Here is a 23343-nt window from a genome sequence, read left to right on the forward strand (position 1 = left end):
GCCAATCAAATGATTTCAACTTTTGGTGGCTTTTGTTGGCTGGTGCTATTTTGATGCAGTGACAGAGCCGACGGAGTTCCAATAAAAAGGGCCTGCCTCGCGGCAAGCCCTTTTCGCTGTCTTGCGTCGGCCTCAATCCCCCAGAGCAGCCCCTTCACGCCGTGGGTCGGCGCCACCGGCCCAGGAGGTTTTACCCTGGGCATCGCGCACCCGGACGATGGCCTGGGTGCCGCTGGTCATGTCGATGTCGGTCACCTCATGCCCCTTGGCTTGCAACGCCGCTTTCAAGCCTGGGGTGAACTGGCCTTGCTCCAGTTCGGTGGGGCCGTTGCGGCTGCCGAAGTTGGGCAGGCCGATGGCCGCTTGCGGGTCGAGGTTCCAGTCGAGCATGCCGATCACCGACTTGGCCACGTACTCGATGATCTGCGAACCGCCGGGCGAGCCGACGCTGGCCAGCAACTCGCCGCTGGCCCGATCGAAGATCAGCGTCGGGGCCATGGACGAGCGCGGGCGCTTGCCCGGCTGCACGCGGTTGGCCACCGGCTGGCCGTTCTCTTCGGGGATGAAGGAGAAGTCGGTCATCTGGTTGTTGAGCATGAAGCCCTGGACCATCAGGTGCGAGCCGAAGGCCGCTTCCACGGTGGTGGTCATGGACACGGCGCCGCCCAGGTCGTCTACCGCCACCACTTGCGAGGTGGAGATGCGCATCGGCGAGCGGTCCGGGGCGTAGGCCACCTGGACGCCCTGGGGCTTGCCCGGCTCGGCCTTGGCCATGCTGCGCTCGCCGATCAGCGCGGCGCGCTGGGCCAGGTATTTGGGGGCTACCAGGCCGGCAGTCGGCACCGGGGCGAAGTCCGAGTCCGCCACGTACAAGCCGCGGTCGGCGTAGGCCAGGCGTTCGGCTTCGGCGATCAGGTGTACGGCTTCAGGGGCAGGCTCCAGGCCGGCGGGCAGATTGGTCTTTGTCGGTTTCAAGGGTGGCAGCGCATAGCGCGGATCGCGGGCTTCCAGCGCCTGCAAGGTGCCGAGGATCTGCGCCACGGCGATGCCGCCCGACGACGGCGGCGGCATGCCGCAGACCTGCCAGCGCTTGTAGTCGGTGCACAGCGGTTCGCGCTCCTTGGCGCGGTAGCCTTGCAGGTCGTTGAGCGACAGGCTGCCCGGGTTGGCGTGGCCCTGGACCTTGGCCACGATCTCGACGGCGATCGGGCCTTTATACAGCGCGTCCGGGCCCTCCTTGGCGATGCGCCGGAGCACGGCGGCCAGCTGCGGGTTCTTCAATAAGGTGCCGACGGCTTTCGGCGTACCGTCGGCATTCAGGAAATACGCTGCCATGTCCGGCGACTTGGCCATGTACGGGTCGGCGACGATCATGCCGTGCAGGCGCGGCGAAATCGGGAAACCCTGTTCGGCCAGGCGGATCGCCGGCTCGAACAACTGCGCCCAAGGCAGGCGACCGTGCTTCTTATGGGCCATTTCCAGGGCCCGCAGCACCCCGGGCGTACCCACCGAGCGCCCGCCGATCTGCGCCTGGGGGAACGGCATGGGTTTACCGTCGGCTTGCAGGAACAGCTTCTCGGTGGCCCCGGCCGGTGCGGTTTCGCGACCGTCGTACGTGCGCACGGCCTTGCCGTCCCACAGCACGATCATCGCGCCGCCGCCGATGCCGGAGGACTGCGGCTCCACCAGGGTCAACACCGCCTGCATGGCAATCGCCGCATCGATGGCCGAACCACCTTTGCGCAACATCTCGCGCCCGGCTTCGGCCGCCAACGGGTTGGCCGCGGCCGCCATATGCTGGTCGGCGTGCTGTACCTGCAGGTCGGTGCGATAGCCCGAAGCGGCTTCGGGAGGCGGGGGCAAGGCTGTGTGGGAGGGCGCGGAGGCGTTGCAGGCGGCGAGGCTGAGGGCGACGGCCAGCAGCGAGAAACTGGCAAGCCGACGGTGACGCGGATGGAGGGTCGAGAACACGCGTTGAACTCCGTTCACTGGGTAAATGAGGTGTCTTCCGTGGGGAGGAATGTACAGCAGTGAGCGGGGCAAGGGGACCTTGGCGGTCGCTGGATGACGGGCTGGTCGTTGATGAGAGGTCCGTATAAGCGGTCGATGACTTTTCCGCGGGCATAAAAAAACGGCTTACCTTGCGGTAAGCCGTTTTTAGTACTTGGTGGCTACACAGGGACTTGAACCCCGGACCCCAGCATTATGAATGCTATGCTCTAACCAACTGAGCTATGTAGCCAAGTGGCGCGCATTATTCGCGTAGAACGGCAAAGCGTCAAGCGTTTTTATAAAAAATTTTCTACGCTATCAACCGTTTATCCAATTCCTTCCTGTAACCGCTGGCGCGGCTAGCGTTCTGACCCGTAGCGGCGGTGATTCCCGATACCCCGTTTTAGCCGATGCACCGGGTTCGCCGGTTTTTAAGTCGTTAGCAAGCTAAGGGGATAGCCTCGGCGCACTGAAAAATGGCACATTGGCCTACCTGCGTTTGCGCATCCATCCGCTGTACGGAAACTCTCATGGCTATCAGCAACGTTCAGTCCGCCTCCGTGGCGACCCCCGCGCCCCCACAAAGCAGCCCCCTGGTGCTGCGCATCATCGGCGCGGTGGCGCTGGCGCATTTGATCAACGACCTGATCCAGGCGGTGCTGCCGGCGATCTACCCGATGCTCAAGGCCAACTATGGCCTGAGCTTCACCCAGGTTGGCCTGATCACCCTGACTTTCCAGCTCACGGCCTCGCTGCTGCAGCCGTGGGTCGGTTACTACACCGATCGCCATCCCAAGCCGTACCTGCTGCCGATGGGCATGGTCTGCACCCTGATCGGCATCCTGATGATGTCCCAGGCCGGCAGCTTTGCCCTGATCCTGCTGGCGGCGGGGCTGATCGGCGTCGGTTCCTCGACCTTCCACCCGGAAGCCTCGCGGGTGGCGCGGCTGGCTTCCGGCGGGCGTTATGGCCTGGCGCAGTCGAGCTTTCAGGTCGGCGGCAACGCCGGTACCGCCTTCGGCCCGCTGCTGGCGGCGGCGATCATCGTCCCCTTCGGCCAGGGCAACGTGGCCTGGATGGGCCTGTTCGCGGTGTTCGCCCTGGGGCTGCTCTACGCCATCAGCCGCTGGTACGCCAGCCACCTCAAGCTGTTCAAGCTCAAGCAGGGCCAGGCGGCGACCCACGGCCTGTCCAGGGGGCGGGTGATCAGCGCCCTGGTGGTGCTGGCGCTGCTGGTGTTCTCCAAGTATTTCTACATGGCCAGCCTGACCAGCTACTTCACCTTCTACCTGATCGAGAAGTTCGACCTGTCGGTGGCCAGCTCGCAACTGCACCTGTTCCTCTTCCTCGGCGCGGTGGCGGCCGGCACCTTCTTCGGCGGGCCGATCGGCGACAAGATCGGGCGCAAGGCGGTGATCTGGTTCTCGATCCTCGGCGTCGCGCCGTTCACCCTGCTGCTGCCCCATGTCGACCTGTTCTGGACCAGCGTGCTCAGCGTGGTGATCGGCTTCATCCTCGCCTCGGCGTTCTCGGCCATCGTGGTCTACGCCCAGGAGCTGGTGCCGGGCAACGTCGGCATGATCGCCGGGGTGTTCTTCGGCCTGATGTTCGGTTTCGGCGGGATCGGCGCGGCGCTGCTGGGCCATCTGGCGGACATCCACGGCATCGAATACGTGTACTTCCTGTGCTCGTTCCTGCCGCTGTTCGGCCTGCTGGCGATCTTCCTGCCGCGGACCAGAAAGGCCTGATGGCCTGAAGCTAAGAAAAGGGCGCCGACAGCGATGTCGGCGCTTTTTTTCCCCTGGAGCAAACCCTCGGCGCGTCAGATCGCGCAGGGTTGCCCATTCAGCAGGATCCGGCCGAAGCTGCGGTTGGCGTCCAGCGGGGTGATGGCCAGCAACTGGTCGAGGCGTACTTCGAGCGGACCTTCGGCGCCTTCCAGGCAGAAGAACTCTTCGCCGCCGGCGTGGGTGCGAGTGGTTGTGCCGTACGCCTCGAAACGACTGCCGTCGACCCGTTCCACCAGCAGGCGGTAGCCGTGCATGCAGGCGATTTCCAGGTAGTCGTGCAGGTCGCAGTCCAGCGGGCGATAAGTGTTCATCGGCTCACCTCGATGCTGTGCTCTCGAAGCCTTGCAAAGGCAGGATGAAATAGCCCTGGCGGGCGATGCTTTGCGCCACCTGCGGGTCGCCGATGCGGCTGTGGCAGAAGCGGCATTCGTTCTGCGAGATGTCGCTTTCCTGGATCCCCAGGCTGCTCAACCAGGCAAAGGCGTATTGTCGGGCGCGGGCGGCATCGTCGGTTTCGGTCAGCACATCGAAGTGCAGGTAGTGGCCGGCGGTGGTGCGCACATGGGTGTCGAAGACTTTCACGTTCATAGCGGTTTCATCCATCGGGAAAACAGGGCGCCAGCGTCGAGCCGCGCTGGAGCTGGCGCATGGGGGAGCTACTTGAGGTCGGCCAGGGCCGCACCGAAGTTCAGGTGCAGGACCTTGCCTTCGACCACCAGGGCCGGCACCGACTGGACGCCGGCGGCCTCGGCTTCGGCGACCCGGTCGGGCGCCTGGCCGAGGTGTACGATTTCTACATTGACCTGCGGCGCCAGCAGTTCCAGCAGGGTCTGTTCCGCCTCGACGCAAACCGGGCAGCCAGCGTGGTAGTAACGAGCGAATGTCATGGGATAGGTCTCCAATAAAAAGTATCGGATCGATACCGTATTTAGACTTTCATCGGTTCCGCCCTTTGTCAATGTAGTTTTTATTCGATACTATCTGCTGCAGATATTGATCCGGGAATGCCCCTGTGCTGTTCGATCTGCTTGAAAGGCTGACCAGCCTGACCCGCGTCTGGTTTCGCGAGCACCCGCTGCTGGCGGATCTCCAGCCGATCCAGTTGAGCGCGCTGCTGTACCTGGCGCGCTGCAACGGCTATTCCAATACGCCGCTGGCGGTGGCCGATTACCTGGGCCTGACCAAGGGCACGGTGTCGCAATCGCTCAAGGCGCTGGAGGCCAAGGGGCTGATCAGCAAGAGCCAGGACGCCCGGGACAAGCGCAGCGTGCACCTGTTGCTGACCGAGCCGGCCAAAACCTTGCTGGCGACGGTGATGCCGCCGGCGTTCCTCGACGCCGCCGCGCAACGCATGGGCGGGCAGGCCGGGGAGCTTGAACACCTGTTGGGCGAATTGCTGCGCAATGTGCAGCGCACCACGGACGTGCCAAGCTTCGGTTTGTGCAAGACCTGCCGCTTTCACCGGCAGGTCGCCGGCGGACCTTTCTGCGGCCTGACCGAAGAGCCGCTGGCGCGTAGCGATATCGAATTGATCTGTCGCGAGCACCAGTTCGCCGATGAAACCACGGAGTAGGTAATGACCCCTGAATGCATCACCCTCGATGCCCTGTTGACCGGCCGCGCCGTGGCCTACAGCCGTCCGGGCTCCATGAGCGCGATCGCCAAGACCCCGCGCAGCGGCAGCCTGGAGGTCGGTCCGCTCGGCCTGCTGGAAGACGAGCAGGGCGACCTGCGGGTCCATGGCGGCCCCGAGAAAGCCATTCACTACTATCCCCGCGAGCATTACGCCACCTGGGTTGCCGAGCTGGGGCCCCAGGCGCTGCTGGAGCAGCCGGGGGCCTTTGGCGAGAACTTCAGCGCCACCGGCTGGACCGAGCAGGACGTCTGCCTGGGCGACCGGGTCCGGGTCGGCAGCGTGTTGCTGGAGGTGTCCCAGGGGCGCATGCCGTGCTGGAAGCTCAACGACCGTTTTGCGGTGAAGGACATGTCGCTGCGGGTGCAGCAGAGCGGGCGTACCGGCTGGTATTACCGAGTGCTGGAAGCCGGTCGCGTGCGCGCCGGGGATGTGTTGCAGCGCCTCGAGCGGCCGTTCGAGCACTGGCCGCTGGCGCGCCTGAGCGCGGTGCTGTTTTCTCGCGAGGTGGCACTGGAGGAGATCCGCCAGTGCCTGGACCTGCCGCTGGTGCCTTCCTGGCGCCGTACCCTGGAACGGCGGGTCGAGCAGGCGGCGGTCGAGGACTGGGGCCCGCGCCTGCTGGGCACGCCGCGGGTCGATGCCGAGCCTACTCGCTGAGACGCTGCAACGGGGCGCGGGGCCCTGCTGCGATCAGTACGACTCGACGGCCAGGCGGGCCTGGACCATGGCCTGAGGGTCGACCTCCAACTGCAGCGACACCAGGTTGGCGCCCTGGTTTTCCACCTCGTCCAGCCATTGCAGCAGCGCTTGCAGCGAGCCGCTCAGGGTGAGGTTCAGGCGCCCGGACTCTTCGCTGTCCATGCGTGCGATGGTCAGGTCGGCCGCCGCCGTGCTGGTGGTGATCAGGCCGGCCAGTGTCCGGTTGTCGGCCTGGGGACTGCGGGTGTTGCTGGATGAAGGGAGCTTGAGCAGATCGGTTTGCAACTGTAGGGCCTCCTGATACTGCCGTTCCGCCTGCTGCAGCGCCTGGTGCTGAGGACTCCAGAGCAGGGTCCAGAACAGCGTCGCGGCCAGGAACAGGCCGAGCAGGCGCAGGGCCAGGCGATCGCGCGCCGGTAGCTGTTGCCAGCGGTTCGAGTAGCGAGAAAGAAGAGCGTTCATGGGTTAGTCCGTGATTTTCAGGCGGGCGCTGACCCCATCGGGGGCGAGCACGGCGGAGTCGGCCTGGACGTTCGCGCCCTGTTGTGCGAGGGCTTCGCGCAGGTGTTCGAGGGTGGCGAAATCCGGCGCATTGACTTGCAGGGTCCAGCCTTGGGCCTTCTGGTAGTCGAGCCGGCGGATCCGGGTCGCGCCGCCCTCGCTGCCGACCCATTGGCTGGCCAGGCTGTCGAGCCGGCGCGCCAGGCTTTGCAGGGGCTGGCCGGCGTGCTGGGCACGGGCCTGGACCTGGCGGGCCAGGTCGATCACCCGGGGTTCGTCGGGGAAACGCTGCTGCCAGAGGGCGAGGCTGGCCTCGGTCACCTGGGCGGTGTTGTGTTGCAGCAACCAGCGGTGGCCCAGGTCTTGCGCCACTTCAGCACCGCAGACGACTGCGAGGATCGCCAGCAGCGCCGGCCAGGGCGCGCGCGACGGGCTGCGCCGGGCGAATGCGCCCTGGCGCAGGTCGATGGCCTGCGCGCTGCCTCGGGTCAACAGCGGCCAGGGTTCTTCCTGGCTGCGTTGCAGGTTGTCGGGCAGCAGCGGGGCCAGTTCCTCGAGGGCCTGGTCGCTGAGCGCCAGGCGCTGCTGGCAGGCCCCGCCGATCAGCCAGCGGTGGTGGCAGCGCAGGGCCAGCGGCTGGTCGTCGGGCAGGCAGTCGGCATCGATATGGATGCGTTCGGCGTTCAGGCCATGGCTGGCCAGCCGCTCCAGCAATTGTTCCAGCCACTGCCGCTGCAAGGCGAACAGGCGGCAGTGCCGGCGCGCCTGCAACGGCCCGCGGGCCAGGTGCAACTGCTCGGGGTCGTCCAGCAGCCGTTCTTCGAGGACCGAGTGGATGGCCTGTTGCAGCCAGCGGCCGCTGCCCGGCGGTACCTCGAAACGGTGATGGCTGGCGATTTCGGCCGGCAGCAGCAGGGTCAGCCGCTGGCCGGTGAGGACCGCCGCCTGTTGCAGCGTGCCGTGTACCGGCTCGCCGTCGGGTTGCCACCAGGTGACGGGCGAATCGTCGTCCGTGGCCACGCTGGTGAGGTAAAGCCAGGCTTGCATGGGGGTTACTCCGGAATACGGGACGGGGCGCCTAGGCTGCGTTGCAGCACGCTGACCTGAGCGTCCGGCTCGATACGCAGCCGGCTGATCAGACGCAATTGGCGGTCACCCAGCTCGACGTCCAGCACCGCCTGGAAATACCGGCTGCTGACGTCGAGCCCCTGGGCATTGAGCTCGTGCTGCTTGAGCACGGGCGTGTCGAGAAACTCCTGGACCGTCTTGTAGCCATCGGCGGGCCGGGCCTGCACCAGGGCCACGGCCTGGGCCAGGTCCAACTTACCGAGGCTGGCCAGCACCTCGGCCGGGGCGGTGTTGAGGTTCAGCGCCCCCGGCGTGGTCCTGACCCAGGACTGCAAACGTTCCATGACCGCCCTGTCGACGGCCTCCAGACGCATTAGTTCGCTGCTGTCGTTCCAGGCCAGCGGCTTGCCGTCGTAGCCGCGGATCGGCGGCAGGCGGCCGGGGTCGTGGGGCGGCAGGCCGAGGGTCTGCAACAGGCGCTGGTAGCGCGCGCGGCTGATGCGGTCGTTGGCGGTACGCAGGGTGCCGAGGTTGAAACGCCCACCCAGGTCCTGCAGCTGGATGCGGATACGCCCGCCGTCGATGTCGAACACCGGGGTGTTTTGCGCCCAGCGCTGGCCCAGGTGCACCCGCTTGGGCTCCGGTTCGTCGCGCCAGTCGTCACGCAGCTGGCCCCGGGCCCAGGCTTCGCCGCTGAGCGCCAGTTGCCACAGCTGTTGCTGCGACATCTGGTTGGCACTGCCAATCAGGCTCAGGCGCTGGCGGGCCAGCATGTCGCTGACGATCAGGGTTGCCAGCGAGGTGATCAGCAGCACGCTGATCAGCGCGATGCCCCGTTGTCGGGCGGCCTTAACCATGGTCCTGCCCCTTGAAGCCCGGCAGCAGGATCACCCGGCGCAGGCCGGGAAAACCGGGGGCGTCGAGTTCCAGTTCGATGGCCTGGGGCAGGCTCAGCGGCGCCTGGCCGACTGGCCAGTTGGGGTGGGCCTGGCCCTGGGCGTCGATGTAGCGCAGGCGTTCGAGCCTGACCCCCTCGAGCAGCAATTGCTGGGAGGCCGCGCCCGGCAGGGCCGGCCCCGGCACCGGGCTGCGGTACTCGCGCAGCCACTGGCCGTCGCTCCAGCGATGGCTGACCAGCAGCAGGTCGTTGCGCGCCTGCTGCAGCGGGTTGCTCCAGCCGCCGCGTACCAGCTGGATGCGCTCGGGCTCGCCGATCAGGGCCTGGCGCGCCGAACTGCCGTTGACCGGGTAGGCGAGGGCCTGGACCAGGTCCCGCTCGAAGATGCCCAGGGCGCGTTGCAGGTGGCGCAGCTGCAGTTCGTGCCGATGAATGCGCTGGTCGGTGTGCATCATGCGCTCCAGCAGTTGATAGCAGGCCAGGCCCAGCAGGCTGAACAGGGCCATGGCGATCAGTACTTCGAGCAGGGTGAAACCCTGTTGCCGGCGTTTCATGGGCGTGCCTCCAGGTAACCGGCCAGACGCGCGCGTTGCCGTGGGCTGGGCGCGTCGGTGGTGACTTCGAGCACGATTTTTTGCAGGCGCGGGTCGGGCGCGGCGACGGTTTCGCTGGTCAGCAGCCAGTCGCGCCCGGCGAAGCGGATCGGCTCCTGGCGCTGGTTCTGCGGCTGGCGCATGCCGGCGCGCAATTCGTTCAGGCGGTTGTCCGCCAACCACTGCGCCAGGGTGCGTTCGCTGAGGCTGCCGTTGTTGCCGATCAGGTGTTCGGTGGCGCTGTAGAGCGACAGCGACAGCACGGCGAAAATCGCCAGGGCGACCATCACTTCCAGCAGGGTGAAGCCCGCCTGTTTATTGCACCGGGGCAAGGCGCACCTCCTCGACTCCGTCGCTGGACAGCGACAGCAGGGGCTGCTGGTGGTACTCCAGCAGCAGGGTGAACGGCGAGAGCTGGTCGTCGCTCGTTATCCACAGCTGCGGTTCCTTGCCCTGGCCCCGCGGTTCCTGCAGGTCCAGGCGCAGGCCGCCGGGCAGCCGGTACTCCTTGAAGCGTTTGTCCGCTTGCCACTGGCCGTCGCGCCCGAGGTTCTGCACGGCATAGCGGTCGGGCTCCAGGCGCAGGCCGTGGTTGACGCTGTTCAGCACCGCGTCTTCGCGCAGCAGGCCAATGAGGTTCTGCAGGCGCTCGCCCTCGCGCCGGGCCTTCTGCCCGCCGGAGTCGCTCTGCACCAGTCCCGCCAGGCCGGCCAGCAGGCTGACGATCACCAGGACCACCAGCAGCTCCAGCAGGGTGAAACCGGCCATTGGCTTGCGCACCTCAAGGCTCCCAGTTGCCGATGTCGGCATTGGTCCCGTCGCCGCCGCTGCGGCCGTCGGCACCGAAGGAGTACAGGTCGTAAGGCGTGCCTTCGCGGCCCGGAGCTATGAATTGATAAGGGTTGCCCCAGGGGTCCTTGGGCAGGCGCTTGAGGTAGCCGTCGGGGTTCCAGTTGAGGGCCGCCGGTGTGCCGGCCGGTTTTTTCACCAGGGCGTCCAGGCCCTGTTGGGTGGACGGGTAGTGATGGTTGTCGAGCTTGTAGATTTCCAGGGCCGTGGCGACCGCCTTGATATCGCTGCGGGCGGCGGTGACCTTGGCCTGGTCCGGACGGCTCATGATCTGCGGGACGACCAGGGCGGCCAGGACCCCGAGAATCACCACGACCACCATGATCTCGATCAGGGTGAAGCCGCGTTGGCGGGAAGGGTTGCGCATGTTGTGGACTCTTCAGCTAATGAGTTGGTTGAGGTTGAGAATGGGCATCAGGATCGCCAGGACGATCACCAGTACGCTGGCGCCCATGAACACCAGCATTGCCGGCTCGAACAGCCCGACCAGCATGGCGATGCCGTTGGACAGCTGGGTCTGCTGCTGGTGGGCGGCGCGTTCGAGCATGCTGTCCAGTTCCCCCGAGCGTTCGCCGCTGGCGATCATGTACAGCATCATCGGCGGGAAATCGCCGCTCTGTTCCAGGGCCCGGGTCAGCCCGCTACCTTCGCGCACCGCGCGGGCCACGTCTGTCATACGAGTACGAATCTGTTGGTTGGCGACCACTTCGGCGGAGATTTCCAGGGCATCGACCAAGGGCACACCACTGCGTCCGAGAATCGCCAGGGTGCTGACAAAGCGGGTGCTGTTGCTGGCCTGGATGACCCGGCCGATCACCGGCAGGCGCAGTTGCATCTGGTGCCAGCGCAAGGCCAGCGCCGGTTTGCGCAGGGCGACGCGCAAACCGGCGGCGAGGCTGCCCAGGGCCAGCAGCAGGGCCAGGCCGTAGTCCCGGGCGAAGTCGCTGGTGGCGATCAGGCCGCGAGTCAGCACTGGCAGTTCCTGGCCGCTGTCGATGAACACCTTGACCACATCCGGTACCACGAAACTGAGCAGGAAGCCGACGATGCCGAAGGCCGCCAGCAGCAGGATGCTCGGGTACAGCATGGCCAGTTGCAGCTGCTGGCGGGCGGCGTGCCGGGCCTCGGTGTAGTCGGCCAGCTGCATCAGCACCTGGGCCAGATGGCCGGCGCGTTCGCCGGCGGCCACCGTGGCCCGGTAGAGCGCGGTGAAGGCCCGCGGGTATTCGCCCATGGCCCGGGCCAGGTCGTGCCCTTCCAGCACCCGGGCGCGGATCGCCAGCATCATGCTCTGCTGCGCGCGCTTGCTGCATTGGGCGGCGACGGCGGCGAGCACTTCCTCCAGCGGCAGCGCGGCCTGGACCAGGGTCGCCAACTGCCGGGTCAGCAAGGCCAGTTGGGCCGGGCTCAGGTGCAGGCCGCTGGTCAGCGCGCCGCCCCCGTGCTCCTTGTGCCCACGGGCTGGCTTGACCTGCAGGGCGATCAGGTTGCGCTCGCGTAGCAACTGGCGGACCTGGCGGGCGCTGTCGGCTTCCTGTACGCCGCGGGTCTTGCGCCCGGCGTTGCACATGGCGAGGTATTCGTAGGCGGCCATGGTCAGTGCTCCCGGGTGACGCGCAGCAGTTCTTCGACGCTGGTCAGGCCTTGCAGGACCTTGTCCCGGCCGTCGGCGAACAGGCTATGGGCCTGCTGGCGGGCGTGCTGGGTCAGGGCGGCTTCGCCGGCCCCTTCGTGGATCAGCTGGCGCAGCGGCTCGTCGAACAGCACCAGTTCGTAGATGCCCTGGCGGCCGCGATAGCCGCCGTGCTGGCAGGCCGGGCAGCCGACCGGGTGATGGAGCAGCGGCGGCTGCTGCGGGTCGAGGTGCAACTGCTGGCAGGCCGCGGCGTCGGCCGGGGCGGCGCGCTTGCAGTCGGGGCACAGCACCCGCACCAGGCGCTGGGCGACCACCCCCAGCAGCGAGGTGCAGAGCAGGAAGGGTTCGATGCCCATGTCCAGCAGGCGGGTGACGGCGCCGATGGCGCTGTTGGTGTGCAGGGTGGAGAGCACCAGGTGGCCGGTGAGGGACGCCTGCACGGCGATGTCGGCGGTTTCGCGGTCGCGGATCTCGCCGACCATGACCACGTCCGGGTCCTGGCGCAGGATGGCGCGCAGGCCGCGGGCGAAGGTCATGTCGACCTTGGTGTTGACCTGGGTCTGGCCGATGCCGGCCAGGTGGTATTCCACCGGGTCCTCGATGGTCAGGATGTTGCGGGTCTGGTTGTTCAGGCTGCTGAGCCCGGCATACAGGGTGGTGGTCTTGCCGGAACCGGTGGGCCCGGTGACCAGCAGGATGCCGTGGGGCCGCAGCAGGGCGTCTTCCAGCCGGCCGCGGATCGTCTCGGCCATGCCCAGGCGTTCCAGGTTCAGACGCCCGGCCTGCTTGTCGAGCAGGCGCATGACCACCCGCTCGCCATAGGCCGAAGGCAGGGTCGAGACCCGCACATCCACCTCGTGGCCGCCGATGCGCAGGGCAATGCGCCCGTCCTGGGGGATGCGCTTCTCGGCGATATCGAGCTTGGACATGACCTTGATCCGCGACACCAGCAGCCCCGCCAGCTCCCGCCGCGGGCGCAGCACTTCGCGCAGCAGACCATCGACCCGCAGGCGCACGGACAGGTGCTGCTCGAAGGTTTCCAGATGGATATCCGAGGCCTTGACCTTCACCGCCTCGCCGAGGATCGCGTTGATCAGGCGAATGATCGGCGCGTCGTCTTCCTGCTCCAGCAGGTCGGTGATCTGCGGCAGTTGCTCGGCCAGGCTGGCCAGGTCGTCCTGGCCGGCGATCTGGTCGCCCAGGCCTTCGGCCATCTGCATGGCGTCGTCGCGGCCGTCGCGGTATTGCTCGGCCAGTCGCTCGGCGAAAGGCTCGCTGTCGAGTATCCGGTGCTGCAGCAGCGGGCCGTGGCAGCGATGGATCTCGGCGAGGATTTCCACCGGGGTGTCAGCCCGGCAGTAGAGCTGCAGGCCGTTCTCATGGGGTTCCAACAGGACCCCATGGCGCTTGGCGAAGCCGAAGGGCAGGCGGGCGACCGGGTTCATCGGCGTGGCTCTTTGGCGCGCATGTCGATGGCCCCGTCCCGCGGCGCCCCGTCGAACAGCTGGCGCGAATCGGCGGGCAGGGCCAGGCCGCTGCGGCTGTCGCCGTTGGCCCGCAGCTTGCGCAGGTCCTCGTACTTGCGCTGGCTGACGTCGACGGCATCGGCGCTGCCACGCACCAGGGTCGGGCGCAGGAAGACCATCAGGTTGGTCTTTTCGGTGACGTCCTTGGTGCTGGTGAACAGCCGGCCGAGCAGGGGAATGCTGCCCAGTACCGGCACCTTGCTGACCTGGGTCTTGACGTTGTCCTTGATCAGGCCGCCGAGCACGATGATCTGCCCGTCGTCGGCGAGGATGGTGCTTTTCACCGAGCGCTTGTTGGTGATCACGTCGCTGGTGGCGATGCCGGGTGGGGCGCTGGCCAGTTCCGAGCTTTCCTGTTCGACCTTCAGGCGCAGGGTGTTGCCGTCGTTGATATGCGGCGTCACCTTGAGGGTCACGCCGACGTCCTGGCGTTCCACGGTGGTGAAGGGGTTGCTGGCGCCAGCGGTGTCGGTGGTGTAGGAGCCGGTCTGGAACGGCACGTTCTGGCCGACGAGGATTTCCGCCGCCTCGTTGTCCAGGGTCAGCAGGCTCGGGGTGGACAGCAGGTTGTTCTTGGAGTCGCTGGACAACGCCGTGACCAGCGCGCCGAAGTTGCTCGTACCGATGCCGATGATGGCGCCGTCCGGCAGGGTGACGCTCTTGTCCTTGCCCTGGTTCAGCAGGGTGCCGATCGACAACCCGGTGCCGCTGAAGTTGGTGCCGCCGGCGACGTTGCCGGCCCGTGCGGCCCATTGCACGCCGAGGGCTTCGTTGATGTCGCCGCTGACTTCGACGATGGCCGCTTCCACCAGCACCTGGGCCCGTGGCTGGTCCAGCTGGGTGATGACCTTGTCGAGCATGCTCAGTTGCGCCGGGTCGGCCATCAGCACCAGGGCGTTCTGGCTTTCGTCGGCGCTGACCAGCACCGAGCTGCCGCTGCCCTTGCTTTCGCCAGTGCCGCGCTTGCCGTCTTCCAGGCGCTTGCCGATGCCGTCGAGCAGCTTCGACAGTTGCTTGGCGTCGCCGTGATGCAGGCGTACCACCCGGGCGCTGTCGTTGGCGTTGCCCGGCACGTCCAGGTCTTTGACCAGGGCGGCCATGCGCTGCCGGTCCTGGGCGGTGCCGGCGAGGATCACCCGGTTGCTGCGGGCATCGCCCACGGCCTTGGCGCTGCTGGGGCCGTTACCCGTCTGGCCGACGCTTTCGTTGAGGGTGCGGGCCACTTCGTTGGCCCAGGCATGCTTGAGGGCCACGGTGCTGAACGAGCGGTTGCCGGCCTGGTCCAGTTCGTTGACCACCTGGCGGATACGCTCGACGTTGCTGGCGCTGTCGGAAACCACCAGGGCGTTGGAACTGGCCGAGGGCGCGACATAGGCGTCGTCGCCCACCAGCGGGCGGACCACTCCGGAGATCTCCGCGGCGCTGGCGTTGCGCAGGTCCAGGACCCGGGTGACGAACTCATCGCCCGACTGTTCGCTGGATTTGGTCTTGGCTTCCACCGACGGCATGATCAGCACCCGGTCGCCCTGGTCCAGGGCGACGAAACCCTGGCTGCGCAGCACGCTGAGGAACAGCGAGTAGATGCCGTCCTGGTCCAGCGCCTTGGACGATTGCACGCTGACCTTGCCTTGCAGCCGGTTGTCGACCACCAGGGTCTTGCCGGTGATGGCGCCGACTTCGTTGGCCAGGTCGCGCAGCTCGGCGTCCTTCATGTTCAGCGTCCACAGGCGCTGGGTGGTGAGGGCCGCGGTACTGGGTAGGGCGTTCAACAACAGGCCGAGACTGAGCACGGCGCCTGCAATCTGAGGCAGTTTCATGGTGTGTTCTCTATCGCTTGCAGAAGGGCCGTGGGTTTCGGGTCGGCGACCTCCGTCGGGGTTGTCTGGGGATTGAGCAGGTGCAGCTGGCGCCCGGGCAGCAACAGGGTCTGTTCGCGGCCGTTACGCAGCACCACCACTTGGTCGGCGCTGACGCTCTTGAGCAGGCTGCCGTCGGGCAGGCGGGTTCCCGGGGAGTAGAAGGACCGGCTGTCGGCGTACTGGATCAGCGCCCTGGATTGCTCCGGCTGGCTGCCCTGCAGGCTGGCCAGCAGGATCAGCGGCAGGCTGGCCTGGGAGTCGTCGAACTCGACCGGCACGGCGCCGAAGACCTTGGCGATGTTGCGTTCGTCCAGGGGCGTGGGCAGCAGTTTCTCGGCACTGACGGTCGGCACCGCGCCCGGCACCGGCCGCCCCGCCATCACTTGCTGGTAGGCCCAACTGTCGAAACCGAGCCAGGTCAGCCAGACGCCCAGGGCAATCAGGCTGACGGGCAGCAGGCAGCGTTGCCCGGGCCAGCGCGGGCGCCATGAGAAAATGGTCTTCATGGGCGTTTCGGCAACATGCGCTTGAGCACGCCATGGCCGCGAAGTTGATGGAGGATCACCGCGGCGATATGGCCGGCCACCAGCAGGGCCAGGGCCAGGCAGCTGTAGTGGTGCAGATCCTCGAAAAAGCCGATGGCCGCCGGGTCTTGCAAGGGGTGCGGCAGTTGCAGGCCGAAGACGTCGATCGGGCGCGACATCATCAGCACGCCGCTGAACAGCACGGTGCCGAGGGTCACCAGCAGGGCGGCGTGCCCGGCCTGTACCAGCTTGCGCTCGACCGCGCTCTGGTGGGCGGGAGCGGCCGGGGCCGGGTGACGCAGCATGTACAGCAGCCGCAGGACGAACAGCGGCACCAGCAAGGTGGTCAGCGAAACGTTGATAAAGGCCAGGGTCTGTTTGATCTCTGCGGGCGGCTGCAGCAGAAAGCTGGCGTAGCCACTGAGGGTGGCCCACAGGACCACGGCGGCGAACGTCCAGTGCAGCAGCCGGCGCGGTTTTGCATAGTGAAGGTGGCTCATATCGATTCCCCAAGGTCCGCAGCGCGGTGCCGAGGCCCCACGCTGCGGTTGGTCAGGTTATGGATTACTTGCGAATCCAGGCGCTCTGCCAGTTGCTGCCCACACCAGGTTCGAACTGGTTGGCGCCAGCGTTCCACTGGATGCAGTAGCCGCTGTAAGGGAACGGCTTGCACTCGTAGACCTTGCCGTCTTTGGCCAGGACCTTGGTGCCGGCCTTGTAGCTGCTCAGGCCTTTGGGGAACACGAAGTCGTACTCGCCGGTGCCGCCACCCACTTCTTCGGCTTTCAGCTTGATGCGCTGGCTTTGTTGCAGTTGCTCGCCTTTTTCCGGCTTGGCCACGACCACCACGTCGTACTCGCCTTCGCTGGCATTGCGCAGCGGGATGGAGAAGTGCGGCGTGTTGTTGCCCGGCTCGGCTTGCACGTGAGCGATGCTCTCGTTCTTGCCGTTGAACACGGTCGAGCTGATGGTGTACTTGCCGCCCTGGGCAATCGCGTTGAAGTGCAGGTCGGTCGCGCCGTCCTTCAGGGTGTACTCGGCCTGCAGGCCGGAAATCTTCAGCTCGCCGGGGATGCTCGGCTGGTCTTTCTGGATTTCCACGTTCACCACGTCGCTGTTGTTCTTGGCGTACATGGTGTTCTTGCCGTAGTTGGGCACCACTTCGTTATTGGCGTTGAGCTCACCCATGAGGTAACCGGCATTGGCCTTGTTGACCTTCTGCGCCAGCAGGAACGGCCAGTTGTTGGCCTTGGCCTGGTCCGCGGTCTCGATGTTCAACACGGTCTGGCGGTTCTGCTGTTCACCGGCATTGGTGAACACGCGGGTCTTGACCTTGTCGCCGACACGCAGTTCTTCAGGTTGTACCGCGCCGAGGATTTTCCAGTCAGGAACCGGCGCGCCCTCGTTGTCGATGTTGACGTCGATGGCCTGGTAGAAGGTCGCGGCGGTGTCGGCGATTTTCCAGGTCGCCAGGATCACGTGGTAACCGCTGCGGTCGGCCGGGATGTTGACCTTGTGCTTGGTCCTGCCGCCAGAACCTGGATTCACGCCATTGGCCTTTTCATCGAACAGTGGCTTGAGCTCGAAGGAGTCGCGGGTCAGCGGCTGGTTCGGGTTCCAGTCTTTCTTGGTGATGTAGAACTGGTAGTAGGCGCTGGCGTGACCGGCCTTGTAGTGCCAGGTGAATTCATTCATGCCCGGCTTGATGGTGGTTTTCTGCCAGCGGGTAGCGGTCTGCTCGTTGAGCTGGGAGAAGCTGGTGATGCCGCCGGCCGGGATGGTGCCGTTCGCCGGGCCGCACTGGGTGAAGTCACCCGCGCAGTAGTCCTTGGGATAGTGGTGGGCGACCGATGGCGAGTACTCGACACTTTGTGGCTCGTAGGTGACGGCGCCGCAATCGCGGTTGAGGTTGCCACCGCTGGAGGAGCACATGTAGGCACGGGACTTCGGACTTTCGACATAACCGTGGGCGAAGGCTTGCTGGGTGGCCAGGGATGCAAGGCCAAGGGTGATGGCCAGGGGCAGCTTGCGCATGGCACTGGCGCGGGTGTTATGAAGCATCGAATCACCTTGTTTTAGGAGTTATTGAAGTCTTCGATGCCAGGCGCTCCATGGCGTCCAGAAGCCCCGGTACCGAAGGGCGCCTAGGATGCCGAGCAGGTTTGGAGCCTTGTATGAGACGAGTACGAAAGGCGCGGGGAGGGAATGGAACAAGATGTTTCAGGCGCTGGCGCAAGGGCCGGTGGCGGCCGCAATCCTTGCGCCGGAGATTGCCCGGAGCGGGTCAGCCGTGGCGTTCGATGTCGCCCAGCATCCGCTCGATGACCGCCAGCAGGGCTTGGCGCGGCGCCTCCAGATTCGGCTCACCCTCGCGGGCCGCCATTTGCAGGTCGAGGCAGGCCTGCATCAGGGCCGGAGAGTCGACGGTGCAGGCCAGCCCGCTGACCCGGTGGGCCCACTGTTCGATGAACTCGGGGTTGTCCGGCAGCGGGGCGTTCAGCAGGTCGCGCTCCTGTTCCAGGTTGCGCCGCAGCTCCTGGTACAGGCGTTTCTTGAGCTGCGGATCGTCCTGCAGGCCCCCCAGGTGGGAGAGGTCGAAGGTGGCGGGGGCGGTCTCGCCGGGCGGCGGTTCGTGCGCGGGGGCCGGTGCGTGGGGTTTCAGCCCGTCGAGGATTTCCCGCAGGCGCTCCAGGACGATGGGCTTGATCATCAGGTCGTCCATGCCGGCCGCCCGGCAACGCTGCCTTTCATCCGCCAGGGCGCGGGCGGTGTAGCCGATGATCGGCAGCCTGGGCAACCCGCGTGCCTGTTCCTGCGCCCGGACGTGGCGGGTCAGGGCGTAGCCGTCCATGTCCGGCATGTTGCAGTCGGTGACCAGCACATCGAAGCGCTCCTGCTCCAGGGCTTGCAAGGCGGCCCTGGCGTTGCCGAGGTAGGTGCCGCGATGGCCGAGCCTGAGCAGTTGCTGTTCGAGCACCAGGCCGTTGGTGGACACGTCGTCGACGATCAGCACCTTCAGCGCCGCGCCTGTCGCGCGGGCCGGGAGGACATGCTGCGGCTCGTCCGCGACCGGTTGCCAGGGCAGGAGCAGCTCGAAACTGACCCGGCAACCGCGGCCAGGGGCGCTGGCCAGGCGGATGTTGCCCCCCATGAGTTCGACCAGTTGCTTGCAGATGCTCAGGCCCAGGCCGGAGCCGCCGTGCAGGTGAGCGACGGCGGCATTGGCCTGCTGGTAGGGGGCGAAAATCTGCGCCTGGAGCGCCTCGGGGATCCCGACACCGGTGTCGCTGACATGGAACATCAGCCGGCCCTGGTGGGGCGCCGAGTCCAACTCCTGGACCTTGAGTTCGACCCGGCCGCGCTCGGTGAACTTCAGGGCGTTGGACAGCAGGTTGTGCAGGATCTGAGTCAGGCGCATGGCGTCCACCTGGTAGCGCCGCCGTGGGTCCAGACTGTGTTCCAGCTTCAGTTCCAGGTGTTTGTCCCGGGCCTGGACGGCGAACAGCTCCAGGCAGTTTTCCAGCAACTGGTCGAGGGCGGTGAGGCTGGGCGCCAGCTCCATCTGGCCGGTCTCGACCTTGTCCAGATCGAGGATGTTGCCGATCAGGTCGATCATCGACTGCGCCGACTGCTGGGCGATGCTGAGGTTTTGCGAGGGCGCGTGGGCGCCGCTGGTTTCCAGTTCCAGCAGGCCGACCATGGCGTTGAGCGGGGTGCGCAGTTCATGGCTCATGGTGGCGAGGAACTGGCTTTTCGCCGCGCTGGCGTCCAGGGCCTGTTGCTGGGCTTCGAGCAGTTTGTGTTCCAGGTGCTTGCGCACGCTGATGTCGATCCAGCCGCCCAGCAGGCCCTGCTGCTTGCCGAGCGCGGTATAGAAGGGCACCAGCCACTGGTAGATATGGTGGGTCTGGCCGTTGACCTCGATCACGCTGTCGAGGAACTGCGACTGGCGGTTATCCAGCAGCCGCTGGTGCTGTTCCTCCAGCTCCCGGGCCAGGGCGGGCGGGGCGATCCCCTGTTCCTGGGGCGTGGTGCCGCGGATCTCCTCGAGGGACTGGCCGAAGAACTGTTCGTAGGCGTGGTTGCAGGTGCTCAGGCGGCCCTGCAGGTCGCGTACGTACAGGGGAATGGGCAAGCCGTTGAGCAGGGCGAACTGGAAGGCCAGTTGATCCTTGAGCTGATTCTGCGCGGCGCGGCGTTTGCGGACCTGGATCCGCAGGCGCCAGTTCCAGTGCAGGGACAGCACCACCAGCACCAGCACCAGGGCTGCGGTCTGCCACACCCAGTTCGGCAGGTAGTCCCAGAGCGAACCCTTGGCCGTGGGCTGCGCCAGGATGCTGATGCGGTCCTGGTTGCCGTCCGCGTTTTTCAATGAATACAGGAGTTTGTTGAGGATGCTCAGCAGTTCCGGGTGGGTGGCCGATACGGCGAACACCAGGGGGGCGGGCTGGGCCTGGAACTGTTTGCCGGTGCGCAGCTGGGGATTATCCAGTTGCTGGGCGTCGGCGGCGCTATTCAGGGTGGCATCGACCATGCCCTGTTCCACCAGGCGCACGGCCTGGGAATAGTGATCGGTCAGCACCAGTTCGATGTTCGGGTAGCGGCTCTCGAGCAGCGACTGCAGGGGATGCCCGGCCGGGAGCGCCAGGCGCCTGCCGCCCAGGGCCGCCAGGGAGCTGGGAGAACTGGCGTCGTCGCGGGTAATGAAGGCCCAGTACTCGGTGCCGAAGCCGTCGCTGAACAACAGGCTCTTTTGCCGGGACGGCGTCGGCGCCAGCGACAGGGCGATCTGCGCCTCGTCGTGTTCCAGGCGTTGCTGGTCGAGGTCCGGAGACTGGCTGTCGATGATGTTCAGTTGCAGTTGATAGTCGTCGGCCAGGCTGCGCAGCACGTTGTAGGCAAGCCCGGCCCATTGGCCGTCGGCCTTGCGGTACAGGTAGTTGGGAATTTCATGGGCGATCAGGTTCAGCGACGGCAGGCGTTTGAGCCAGCTGTCTTCCGCGCTGTTCAAGGCAAAGGAGTCGGTCGGGGCGAACAGCCAGGGCGAGTGCTCCCAGTGCTGCAATATCTCTTGTCGGCGCGCCCGGGAAATCGTCCGCAGCGCGGCATTGATCAGGGCAACCAGGTTTTCGTCCTGCGCCCGGGCGGCGAAGCTGAACCCCATCGCCGGCAGGTTGGCGACGTATTTGTTCTGCAGCTTGAGGTTGGCCAGGCTGCGCATGTAGAAGTTGCTGCGCAACTGATCGCCAATCAGCGCATCGGCCTTGCCGTCGGCCAGGCGTTGCAGGCCTTCGACAATGCTGTCGATCTCGACCAGCTCGGCCTTGGGGTAGGCCTGGCGGACGGTGTCGGCCTGCACGTAGTAGGCCGGGACCAGCACGCGCTTGCCGGCCAGGTCCGGGGGTAGGTCCTTGTCGGCGATGCGGCCGACGATGATCGGCTCGTTGTCCAGGTAGGGCGTGCTGTAGAGGAACCCGGTCTGCCTTCTTTCGTACTCGGTGGCGCGGGGCATCAGGTCGATGTCCCCGGCGGCCAGGGCGGCGATGGCGCTGTCCACCGAAGGGAAGGGCACGGGCTGGATCGGCAGTTCGAGAAACTGGCTGATGTGCTCCAGGTAGTCGTGGCTGATCTGGTTGAGCACATCGTTGCCACGGGGCTGCGGCTGCTCGTTGGAGGCGCTCACTTCGGCGACCCGCAGCGGGCGCGAGGGCAGCGCCTGGCGCATGGTGGTCAGCGCGGTCAGCGACAGGTTTCTCGACCTGGGCTCCGGCTCGGCGGCGCCCAGGGCGGTGATGCTGCCCAGCAAGAGCACGATCCAGAGAATCAGTCGTGGCAGGCCCGCTAGTGGGTTCGGCATAGAGGCTTCGCGCTCTCAGGTCAGCCCGACTTCCTGGATGTACAGGTAGAGACTGGCGTTATTGTCCAGGCCCAGCTTGCGCATGGCGCTGCTCTTCTGGCTGCTGATGGTCTGCTTGGAACGGTTGAGGTGCAGGGCGATTTCGTTGACTGAAAGCCCGGCGCCGTACAGGCGTAACACCTCGACTTCCCGGGGGGACAGTTGCTCCGCCTGAGTCAGGGGCTGGTCGTCGGGGTTGAGCAGATGGCGGATGGACGGGGAGACGAAGGGCTTGGCCTGGCTCGCGCGAACCGCCATCTGCAGGTCACCCTGGACGCCGCGCTTACTGATCAGCCCCTGGACCCCCAGCTTGAGGATCGAAGCGAGCAGCGCCGGATTGTTGAGCATGGTCACCACGATGACCGCGACGCTTGGGTAGCGCCGGCGCAATTGTTCGATCAGGCGGATGCCGTCGGCCTGTTGGCTGTGCGGCATCATCAGGTCGGTGATGACCAGGTCGCAGGGCTGCTCGGCCAACAGCTGGAACAGCCCTTCGACATCCTGGGCTTCGCCGACGATCTGCAGGGTGCTGTCACCGCTGAGCGAGGCACGGATGCCGATGAGCGTCAGCAGGTGATCGTCGACCAGGATAATTTTCTTTGGCATCAGTGCTATGTCTCAGTCTGTGCGTGGCAATGAGCGAGTGCGTGGAATTTAAGCAGAATCGTTGCCGATGTGGGGCGTTTCGGCGTTGTCGTGGGCGATCGCTCTTGTCGTGCAGGAGGACTGGGGGCGTCGGGTGTCAGGCCGGTTTGGCGGGGGCCAGGGCGCCGTGGAGGAACATCTGCTCTATCACGATGGCCGAGTTGGCGCTGGCCGCGCGGCCCCGGCGCTCGGCGTCGACGATGCCGAAGATCAGGGTCCCGAACAGTTCGCTGAACACCTGGGCGGTGATGTCGATGCGGAAGCAGCCCGATTGCTGGCCACGTAAGAAGAACGCATCCAGTGCGTCGATGTAGGACTGCCAGTTATTGCCCTCGCCATCCTCGGCCAGGGTCTCGGGGTGGTACTGGAACAGCAGGAACATCAGCATTTCGCGGTGCGTCAGGTGCGCGTCGATCAGCGAGCGCAGGGCCGCTACGGGTTCGGCCTGCTGCAGGTCGATGCTCTGGATGATCTGGTTGAGCACGCCTTTGCCATGGTCTTCCATCATTTGCAGCAGCTTGTCGCGAGTGCCACAGAAGCGATGCAGGGTGGCCTTGCTCACCCCGGCGGCTTCGGCCAGCTCCTTGAGGGTCGCCCGCGGACGGTCAACGATGGCCTGGGCCAGCGCCTTGATAAGTCGTTCGTCGTGAGGGGTCAGGAGCATCGGTGGGCCTCGAGTCAGTTTTCAATTGCACGCATTGTGCAGAAATAGCCGATGGCTTCAACGAAAATGGCCGATCAGGTCCAGAAAATATCTGTTCGGCGCGTCGTCACTCGGTTGTCAGCCAGGTCGCCAGCACCCGCCGGTCGAGTTCTTCCCAGTCCGCCATGCCCAGCACCCGCGTGGTGTTCAAGCCCCGCAGATAGCCCCGCAGTTGATAGGCCACGGCCCGCCGTGATTCGGCATCGATGTTGTGGTCGGCCAGGGCGGTTTCGTAGTCGATCAGGTAATCGGCTACCCGCTCCCGGAATTCTGGCAGGACGGCGTCACGGATCAGGTCGAAAGTTCGCACGAGTAATTCCTTTTTTAGTTGTAGTCGGACTGCCTGACAGTCTGCACGGAGCGCAAATATCGGTTCAAGTGATAGTGACAATCAAGAAATGCACATTCTGCTTTGCCGGCCAACCGGGGAAAATCGCCCCCGTCGAAGACGCCGCCCAAGGAATGAGCGTCCGGCCCCCATAGATGAACGCAGCGGCGGCGCCCGTGACGCCGAACCGTTGCGCAACG

Annotated in this window: 24 protein-coding genes and 1 tRNA gene; 3 read left to right on the plus strand and 22 right to left on the minus strand. The window is 65.9% G+C overall.

Going from position 1 to position 23343, the window contains the following annotated elements; translation table 11 throughout:
* Positions 1-132: 132 nt before the first annotated feature.
* Complete coding sequence (ggt, locus tag ACQKQA_RS15310; RefSeq protein ID WP_427558913.1) at positions 133-1971, minus strand: gamma-glutamyltransferase; 1839 nt, start codon at positions 1969-1971, stop codon at positions 133-135.
* Positions 1972-2165: 194 nt separating this feature from the next.
* A tRNA-Met gene (locus ACQKQA_RS15315) sits at positions 2166-2242 on the minus strand.
* Positions 2243-2522: 280 nt separating this feature from the next.
* On the opposite strand from ACQKQA_RS15315, the gene ACQKQA_RS15320 reads away from it, so the two are divergent.
* A complete protein-coding gene (locus ACQKQA_RS15320; RefSeq protein ID WP_427558916.1) occupies positions 2523-3740 on the plus strand; it encodes an MFS transporter in 1218 nt (405 codons plus the stop codon).
* Between the two features lie 74 nt (positions 3741-3814).
* Here ACQKQA_RS15320 and ACQKQA_RS15325 read toward each other — a convergent pair whose 3' ends face one another.
* From ACQKQA_RS15325 to ACQKQA_RS15335, 3 genes are all read right to left on the minus strand, one after another.
* Positions 3815-4093, minus strand: a complete 279-nt coding sequence (locus ACQKQA_RS15325) for a Rho-binding antiterminator (RefSeq protein ID WP_427558919.1) — start codon at positions 4091-4093, stop codon at positions 3815-3817.
* Between the two features lie 4 nt (positions 4094-4097).
* Positions 4098-4370 (minus strand): DUF2024 family protein, encoded by a 273-nt coding sequence (locus tag ACQKQA_RS15330; protein ID WP_427558922.1) that lies wholly within the window; start codon positions 4368-4370, stop codon positions 4098-4100.
* A gap of 68 nt (positions 4371-4438) precedes the next feature.
* Positions 4439-4669, minus strand: a complete 231-nt coding sequence (locus ACQKQA_RS15335) for a thioredoxin family protein (protein WP_427558925.1) — start codon at positions 4667-4669, stop codon at positions 4439-4441.
* 125 nt (positions 4670-4794) lie between these two features.
* Here ACQKQA_RS15335 and ACQKQA_RS15340 point away from each other — a divergent pair, with 125 nt between their 5' ends.
* Both ACQKQA_RS15340 and ACQKQA_RS15345 read left to right on the plus strand, forming a co-directional pair.
* A complete protein-coding gene (locus tag ACQKQA_RS15340; protein ID WP_427558927.1) occupies positions 4795-5355 on the plus strand; it encodes a MarR family winged helix-turn-helix transcriptional regulator in 561 nt (186 codons plus the stop codon).
* Positions 5356-5358: 3 nt separating this feature from the next.
* Complete coding sequence (locus tag ACQKQA_RS15345; RefSeq protein ID WP_427558930.1) at positions 5359-6075, plus strand: MOSC domain-containing protein; 717 nt, start codon at positions 5359-5361, stop codon at positions 6073-6075.
* A gap of 33 nt (positions 6076-6108) precedes the next feature.
* On the opposite strand, the gene gspM is transcribed toward ACQKQA_RS15345, so the two are convergent.
* The 17 genes from gspM to ACQKQA_RS15430 all read right to left on the minus strand — a co-directional run bounded on the left by gspM (position 6109) and on the right by ACQKQA_RS15430 (position 23125).
* On the minus strand, positions 6109-6579 hold the full coding sequence (gene gspM, locus ACQKQA_RS15350) for a type II secretion system protein GspM (protein WP_427558933.1): 471 nt from the start codon (positions 6577-6579) through the stop codon (positions 6109-6111).
* Between the two features lie 3 nt (positions 6580-6582).
* Positions 6583-7665 (minus strand): type II secretion system protein GspL, encoded by a 1083-nt coding sequence (gene gspL, locus ACQKQA_RS15355; RefSeq protein WP_427558936.1) that lies wholly within the window; start codon positions 7663-7665, stop codon positions 6583-6585.
* A gap of 5 nt (positions 7666-7670) precedes the next feature.
* The gene (locus ACQKQA_RS15360; RefSeq protein ID WP_427558939.1) at positions 7671-8543 is read right to left on the minus strand and encodes a type II secretion system protein GspK; all 873 of its coding nucleotides are present in this window, start codon (positions 8541-8543) and stop codon (positions 7671-7673) included.
* Positions 8536-9138: a type II secretion system minor pseudopilin GspJ gene (gene gspJ / locus ACQKQA_RS15365; RefSeq protein WP_427558942.1), complete on the minus strand. Its 603-nt coding sequence runs from the start codon at positions 9136-9138 to the stop codon at positions 8536-8538. Before gspJ ends, ACQKQA_RS15360 begins: the two co-directional genes overlap by 8 nt.
* Positions 9135-9509, minus strand: coding sequence for a type II secretion system minor pseudopilin GspI (gene gspI / locus ACQKQA_RS15370; protein ID WP_427558945.1), 375 nt, complete (start codon positions 9507-9509; stop codon positions 9135-9137). The genes gspJ and gspI overlap by 4 nt, the downstream gene beginning before the upstream one ends.
* Positions 9493-9957, minus strand: a complete 465-nt coding sequence (gspH, locus tag ACQKQA_RS15375; protein ID WP_427558948.1) for a type II secretion system minor pseudopilin GspH — start codon at positions 9955-9957, stop codon at positions 9493-9495. Before gspH ends, gspI begins: the two co-directional genes overlap by 17 nt.
* A gap of 1 nt (position 9958) precedes the next feature.
* A complete protein-coding gene (gene gspG / locus ACQKQA_RS15380; RefSeq protein ID WP_427558951.1) occupies positions 9959-10393 on the minus strand; it encodes a type II secretion system major pseudopilin GspG in 435 nt (144 codons plus the stop codon).
* A 12-nt stretch (positions 10394-10405) separates the two neighbouring features.
* On the minus strand, positions 10406-11620 hold the full coding sequence (gspF, locus tag ACQKQA_RS15385; RefSeq protein ID WP_427558954.1) for a type II secretion system inner membrane protein GspF: 1215 nt from the start codon (positions 11618-11620) through the stop codon (positions 10406-10408).
* A 2-nt stretch (positions 11621-11622) separates the two neighbouring features.
* Entirely contained in the window at positions 11623-13107 is a 1485-nt protein-coding gene (gspE, locus tag ACQKQA_RS15390) for a type II secretion system ATPase GspE (RefSeq protein WP_427558957.1), read from the minus strand.
* Positions 13104-15005, minus strand: coding sequence for a type II secretion system secretin GspD (gspD, locus tag ACQKQA_RS15395; RefSeq protein ID WP_427558960.1), 1902 nt, complete (start codon positions 15003-15005; stop codon positions 13104-13106). Before gspD ends, gspE begins: the two co-directional genes overlap by 4 nt.
* Entirely contained in the window at positions 15002-15553 is a 552-nt protein-coding gene (locus ACQKQA_RS15400) for a type II secretion system protein N (RefSeq protein ID WP_427558963.1), read from the minus strand. Before ACQKQA_RS15400 ends, gspD begins: the two co-directional genes overlap by 4 nt.
* On the minus strand, positions 15550-16071 hold the full coding sequence (locus ACQKQA_RS15405) for a cytochrome b (protein ID WP_427558966.1): 522 nt from the start codon (positions 16069-16071) through the stop codon (positions 15550-15552). Before ACQKQA_RS15405 ends, ACQKQA_RS15400 begins: the two co-directional genes overlap by 4 nt.
* A gap of 64 nt (positions 16072-16135) precedes the next feature.
* The gene (gene gbpA / locus ACQKQA_RS15410; RefSeq protein ID WP_427558969.1) at positions 16136-17632 is read right to left on the minus strand and encodes an N-acetylglucosamine-binding protein GbpA; all 1497 of its coding nucleotides are present in this window, start codon (positions 17630-17632) and stop codon (positions 16136-16138) included.
* 223 nt (positions 17633-17855) lie between these two features.
* On the minus strand, positions 17856-21428 hold the full coding sequence (locus ACQKQA_RS15415; protein WP_427558972.1) for an ATP-binding protein: 3573 nt from the start codon (positions 21426-21428) through the stop codon (positions 17856-17858).
* 15 nt (positions 21429-21443) lie between these two features.
* Positions 21444-22073 (minus strand): response regulator, encoded by a 630-nt coding sequence (locus ACQKQA_RS15420; protein WP_427558975.1) that lies wholly within the window; start codon positions 22071-22073, stop codon positions 21444-21446.
* Between the two features lie 136 nt (positions 22074-22209).
* Positions 22210-22776: a TetR/AcrR family transcriptional regulator gene (locus tag ACQKQA_RS15425; RefSeq protein ID WP_427558978.1), complete on the minus strand. Its 567-nt coding sequence runs from the start codon at positions 22774-22776 to the stop codon at positions 22210-22212.
* A gap of 106 nt (positions 22777-22882) precedes the next feature.
* On the minus strand, positions 22883-23125 hold the full coding sequence (locus ACQKQA_RS15430; RefSeq protein ID WP_427558981.1) for a hypothetical protein: 243 nt from the start codon (positions 23123-23125) through the stop codon (positions 22883-22885).
* Between the last annotated feature and the right edge of the window lie 218 nt (positions 23126-23343).

It is taken from the genome of Pseudomonas sp. NPDC089530, assembly GCF_050280705.1.
GTDB lineage: Bacteria > Pseudomonadota > Gammaproteobacteria > Pseudomonadales > Pseudomonadaceae > Aquipseudomonas.

Excerpts from the sequence above, each read along its gene's own strand:
- ACQKQA_RS15320 (WP_427558916.1), top strand. The coding sequence starts at position 2,523 with ATGGCTATCAGCAACGTTCAGTCCGCCTCCGTGGCGACCCCCGCGCCC.
- ACQKQA_RS15325 (WP_427558919.1), bottom strand. The coding sequence starts at position 4,093 with ATGAACACTTATCGCCCGCTGGACTGCGACCTGCACGACTACCTGGAA.
- ACQKQA_RS15330 (WP_427558922.1), bottom strand. The coding sequence starts at position 4,370 with ATGAACGTGAAAGTCTTCGACACCCATGTGCGCACCACCGCCGGCCAC.
- ACQKQA_RS15335 (WP_427558925.1), bottom strand. The coding sequence starts at position 4,669 with ATGACATTCGCTCGTTACTACCACGCTGGCTGCCCGGTTTGCGTCGAG.
- ACQKQA_RS15345 (WP_427558930.1), top strand. The coding sequence starts at position 5,359 with ATGACCCCTGAATGCATCACCCTCGATGCCCTGTTGACCGGCCGCGCC.
- gspM (WP_427558933.1), bottom strand. The coding sequence starts at position 6,579 with ATGAACGCTCTTCTTTCTCGCTACTCGAACCGCTGGCAACAGCTACCG.
- gspL (WP_427558936.1), bottom strand. The coding sequence starts at position 7,665 with ATGCAAGCCTGGCTTTACCTCACCAGCGTGGCCACGGACGACGATTCG.
- ACQKQA_RS15360 (WP_427558939.1), bottom strand. The coding sequence starts at position 8,543 with ATGGTTAAGGCCGCCCGACAACGGGGCATCGCGCTGATCAGCGTGCTG.
- gspJ (WP_427558942.1), bottom strand. The coding sequence starts at position 9,138 with ATGAAACGCCGGCAACAGGGTTTCACCCTGCTCGAAGTACTGATCGCC.
- gspG (WP_427558951.1), bottom strand. The coding sequence starts at position 10,393 with ATGCGCAACCCTTCCCGCCAACGCGGCTTCACCCTGATCGAGATCATG.
- gspF (WP_427558954.1), bottom strand. The coding sequence starts at position 11,620 with ATGGCCGCCTACGAATACCTCGCCATGTGCAACGCCGGGCGCAAGACC.
- gspE (WP_427558957.1), bottom strand. The coding sequence starts at position 13,107 with ATGAACCCGGTCGCCCGCCTGCCCTTCGGCTTCGCCAAGCGCCATGGG.
- gspD (WP_427558960.1), bottom strand. The coding sequence starts at position 15,005 with ATGAAACTGCCTCAGATTGCAGGCGCCGTGCTCAGTCTCGGCCTGTTG.
- ACQKQA_RS15400 (WP_427558963.1), bottom strand. The coding sequence starts at position 15,553 with ATGAAGACCATTTTCTCATGGCGCCCGCGCTGGCCCGGGCAACGCTGC.
- ACQKQA_RS15405 (WP_427558966.1), bottom strand. The coding sequence starts at position 16,071 with ATGAGCCACCTTCACTATGCAAAACCGCGCCGGCTGCTGCACTGGACG.
- gbpA (WP_427558969.1), bottom strand. The coding sequence starts at position 17,632 with ATGCTTCATAACACCCGCGCCAGTGCCATGCGCAAGCTGCCCCTGGCC.
- ACQKQA_RS15415 (WP_427558972.1), bottom strand. The coding sequence starts at position 21,428 with ATGCCGAACCCACTAGCGGGCCTGCCACGACTGATTCTCTGGATCGTG.
- ACQKQA_RS15420 (WP_427558975.1), bottom strand. The coding sequence starts at position 22,073 with ATGCCAAAGAAAATTATCCTGGTCGACGATCACCTGCTGACGCTCATC.
- ACQKQA_RS15425 (WP_427558978.1), bottom strand. The coding sequence starts at position 22,776 with ATGCTCCTGACCCCTCACGACGAACGACTTATCAAGGCGCTGGCCCAG.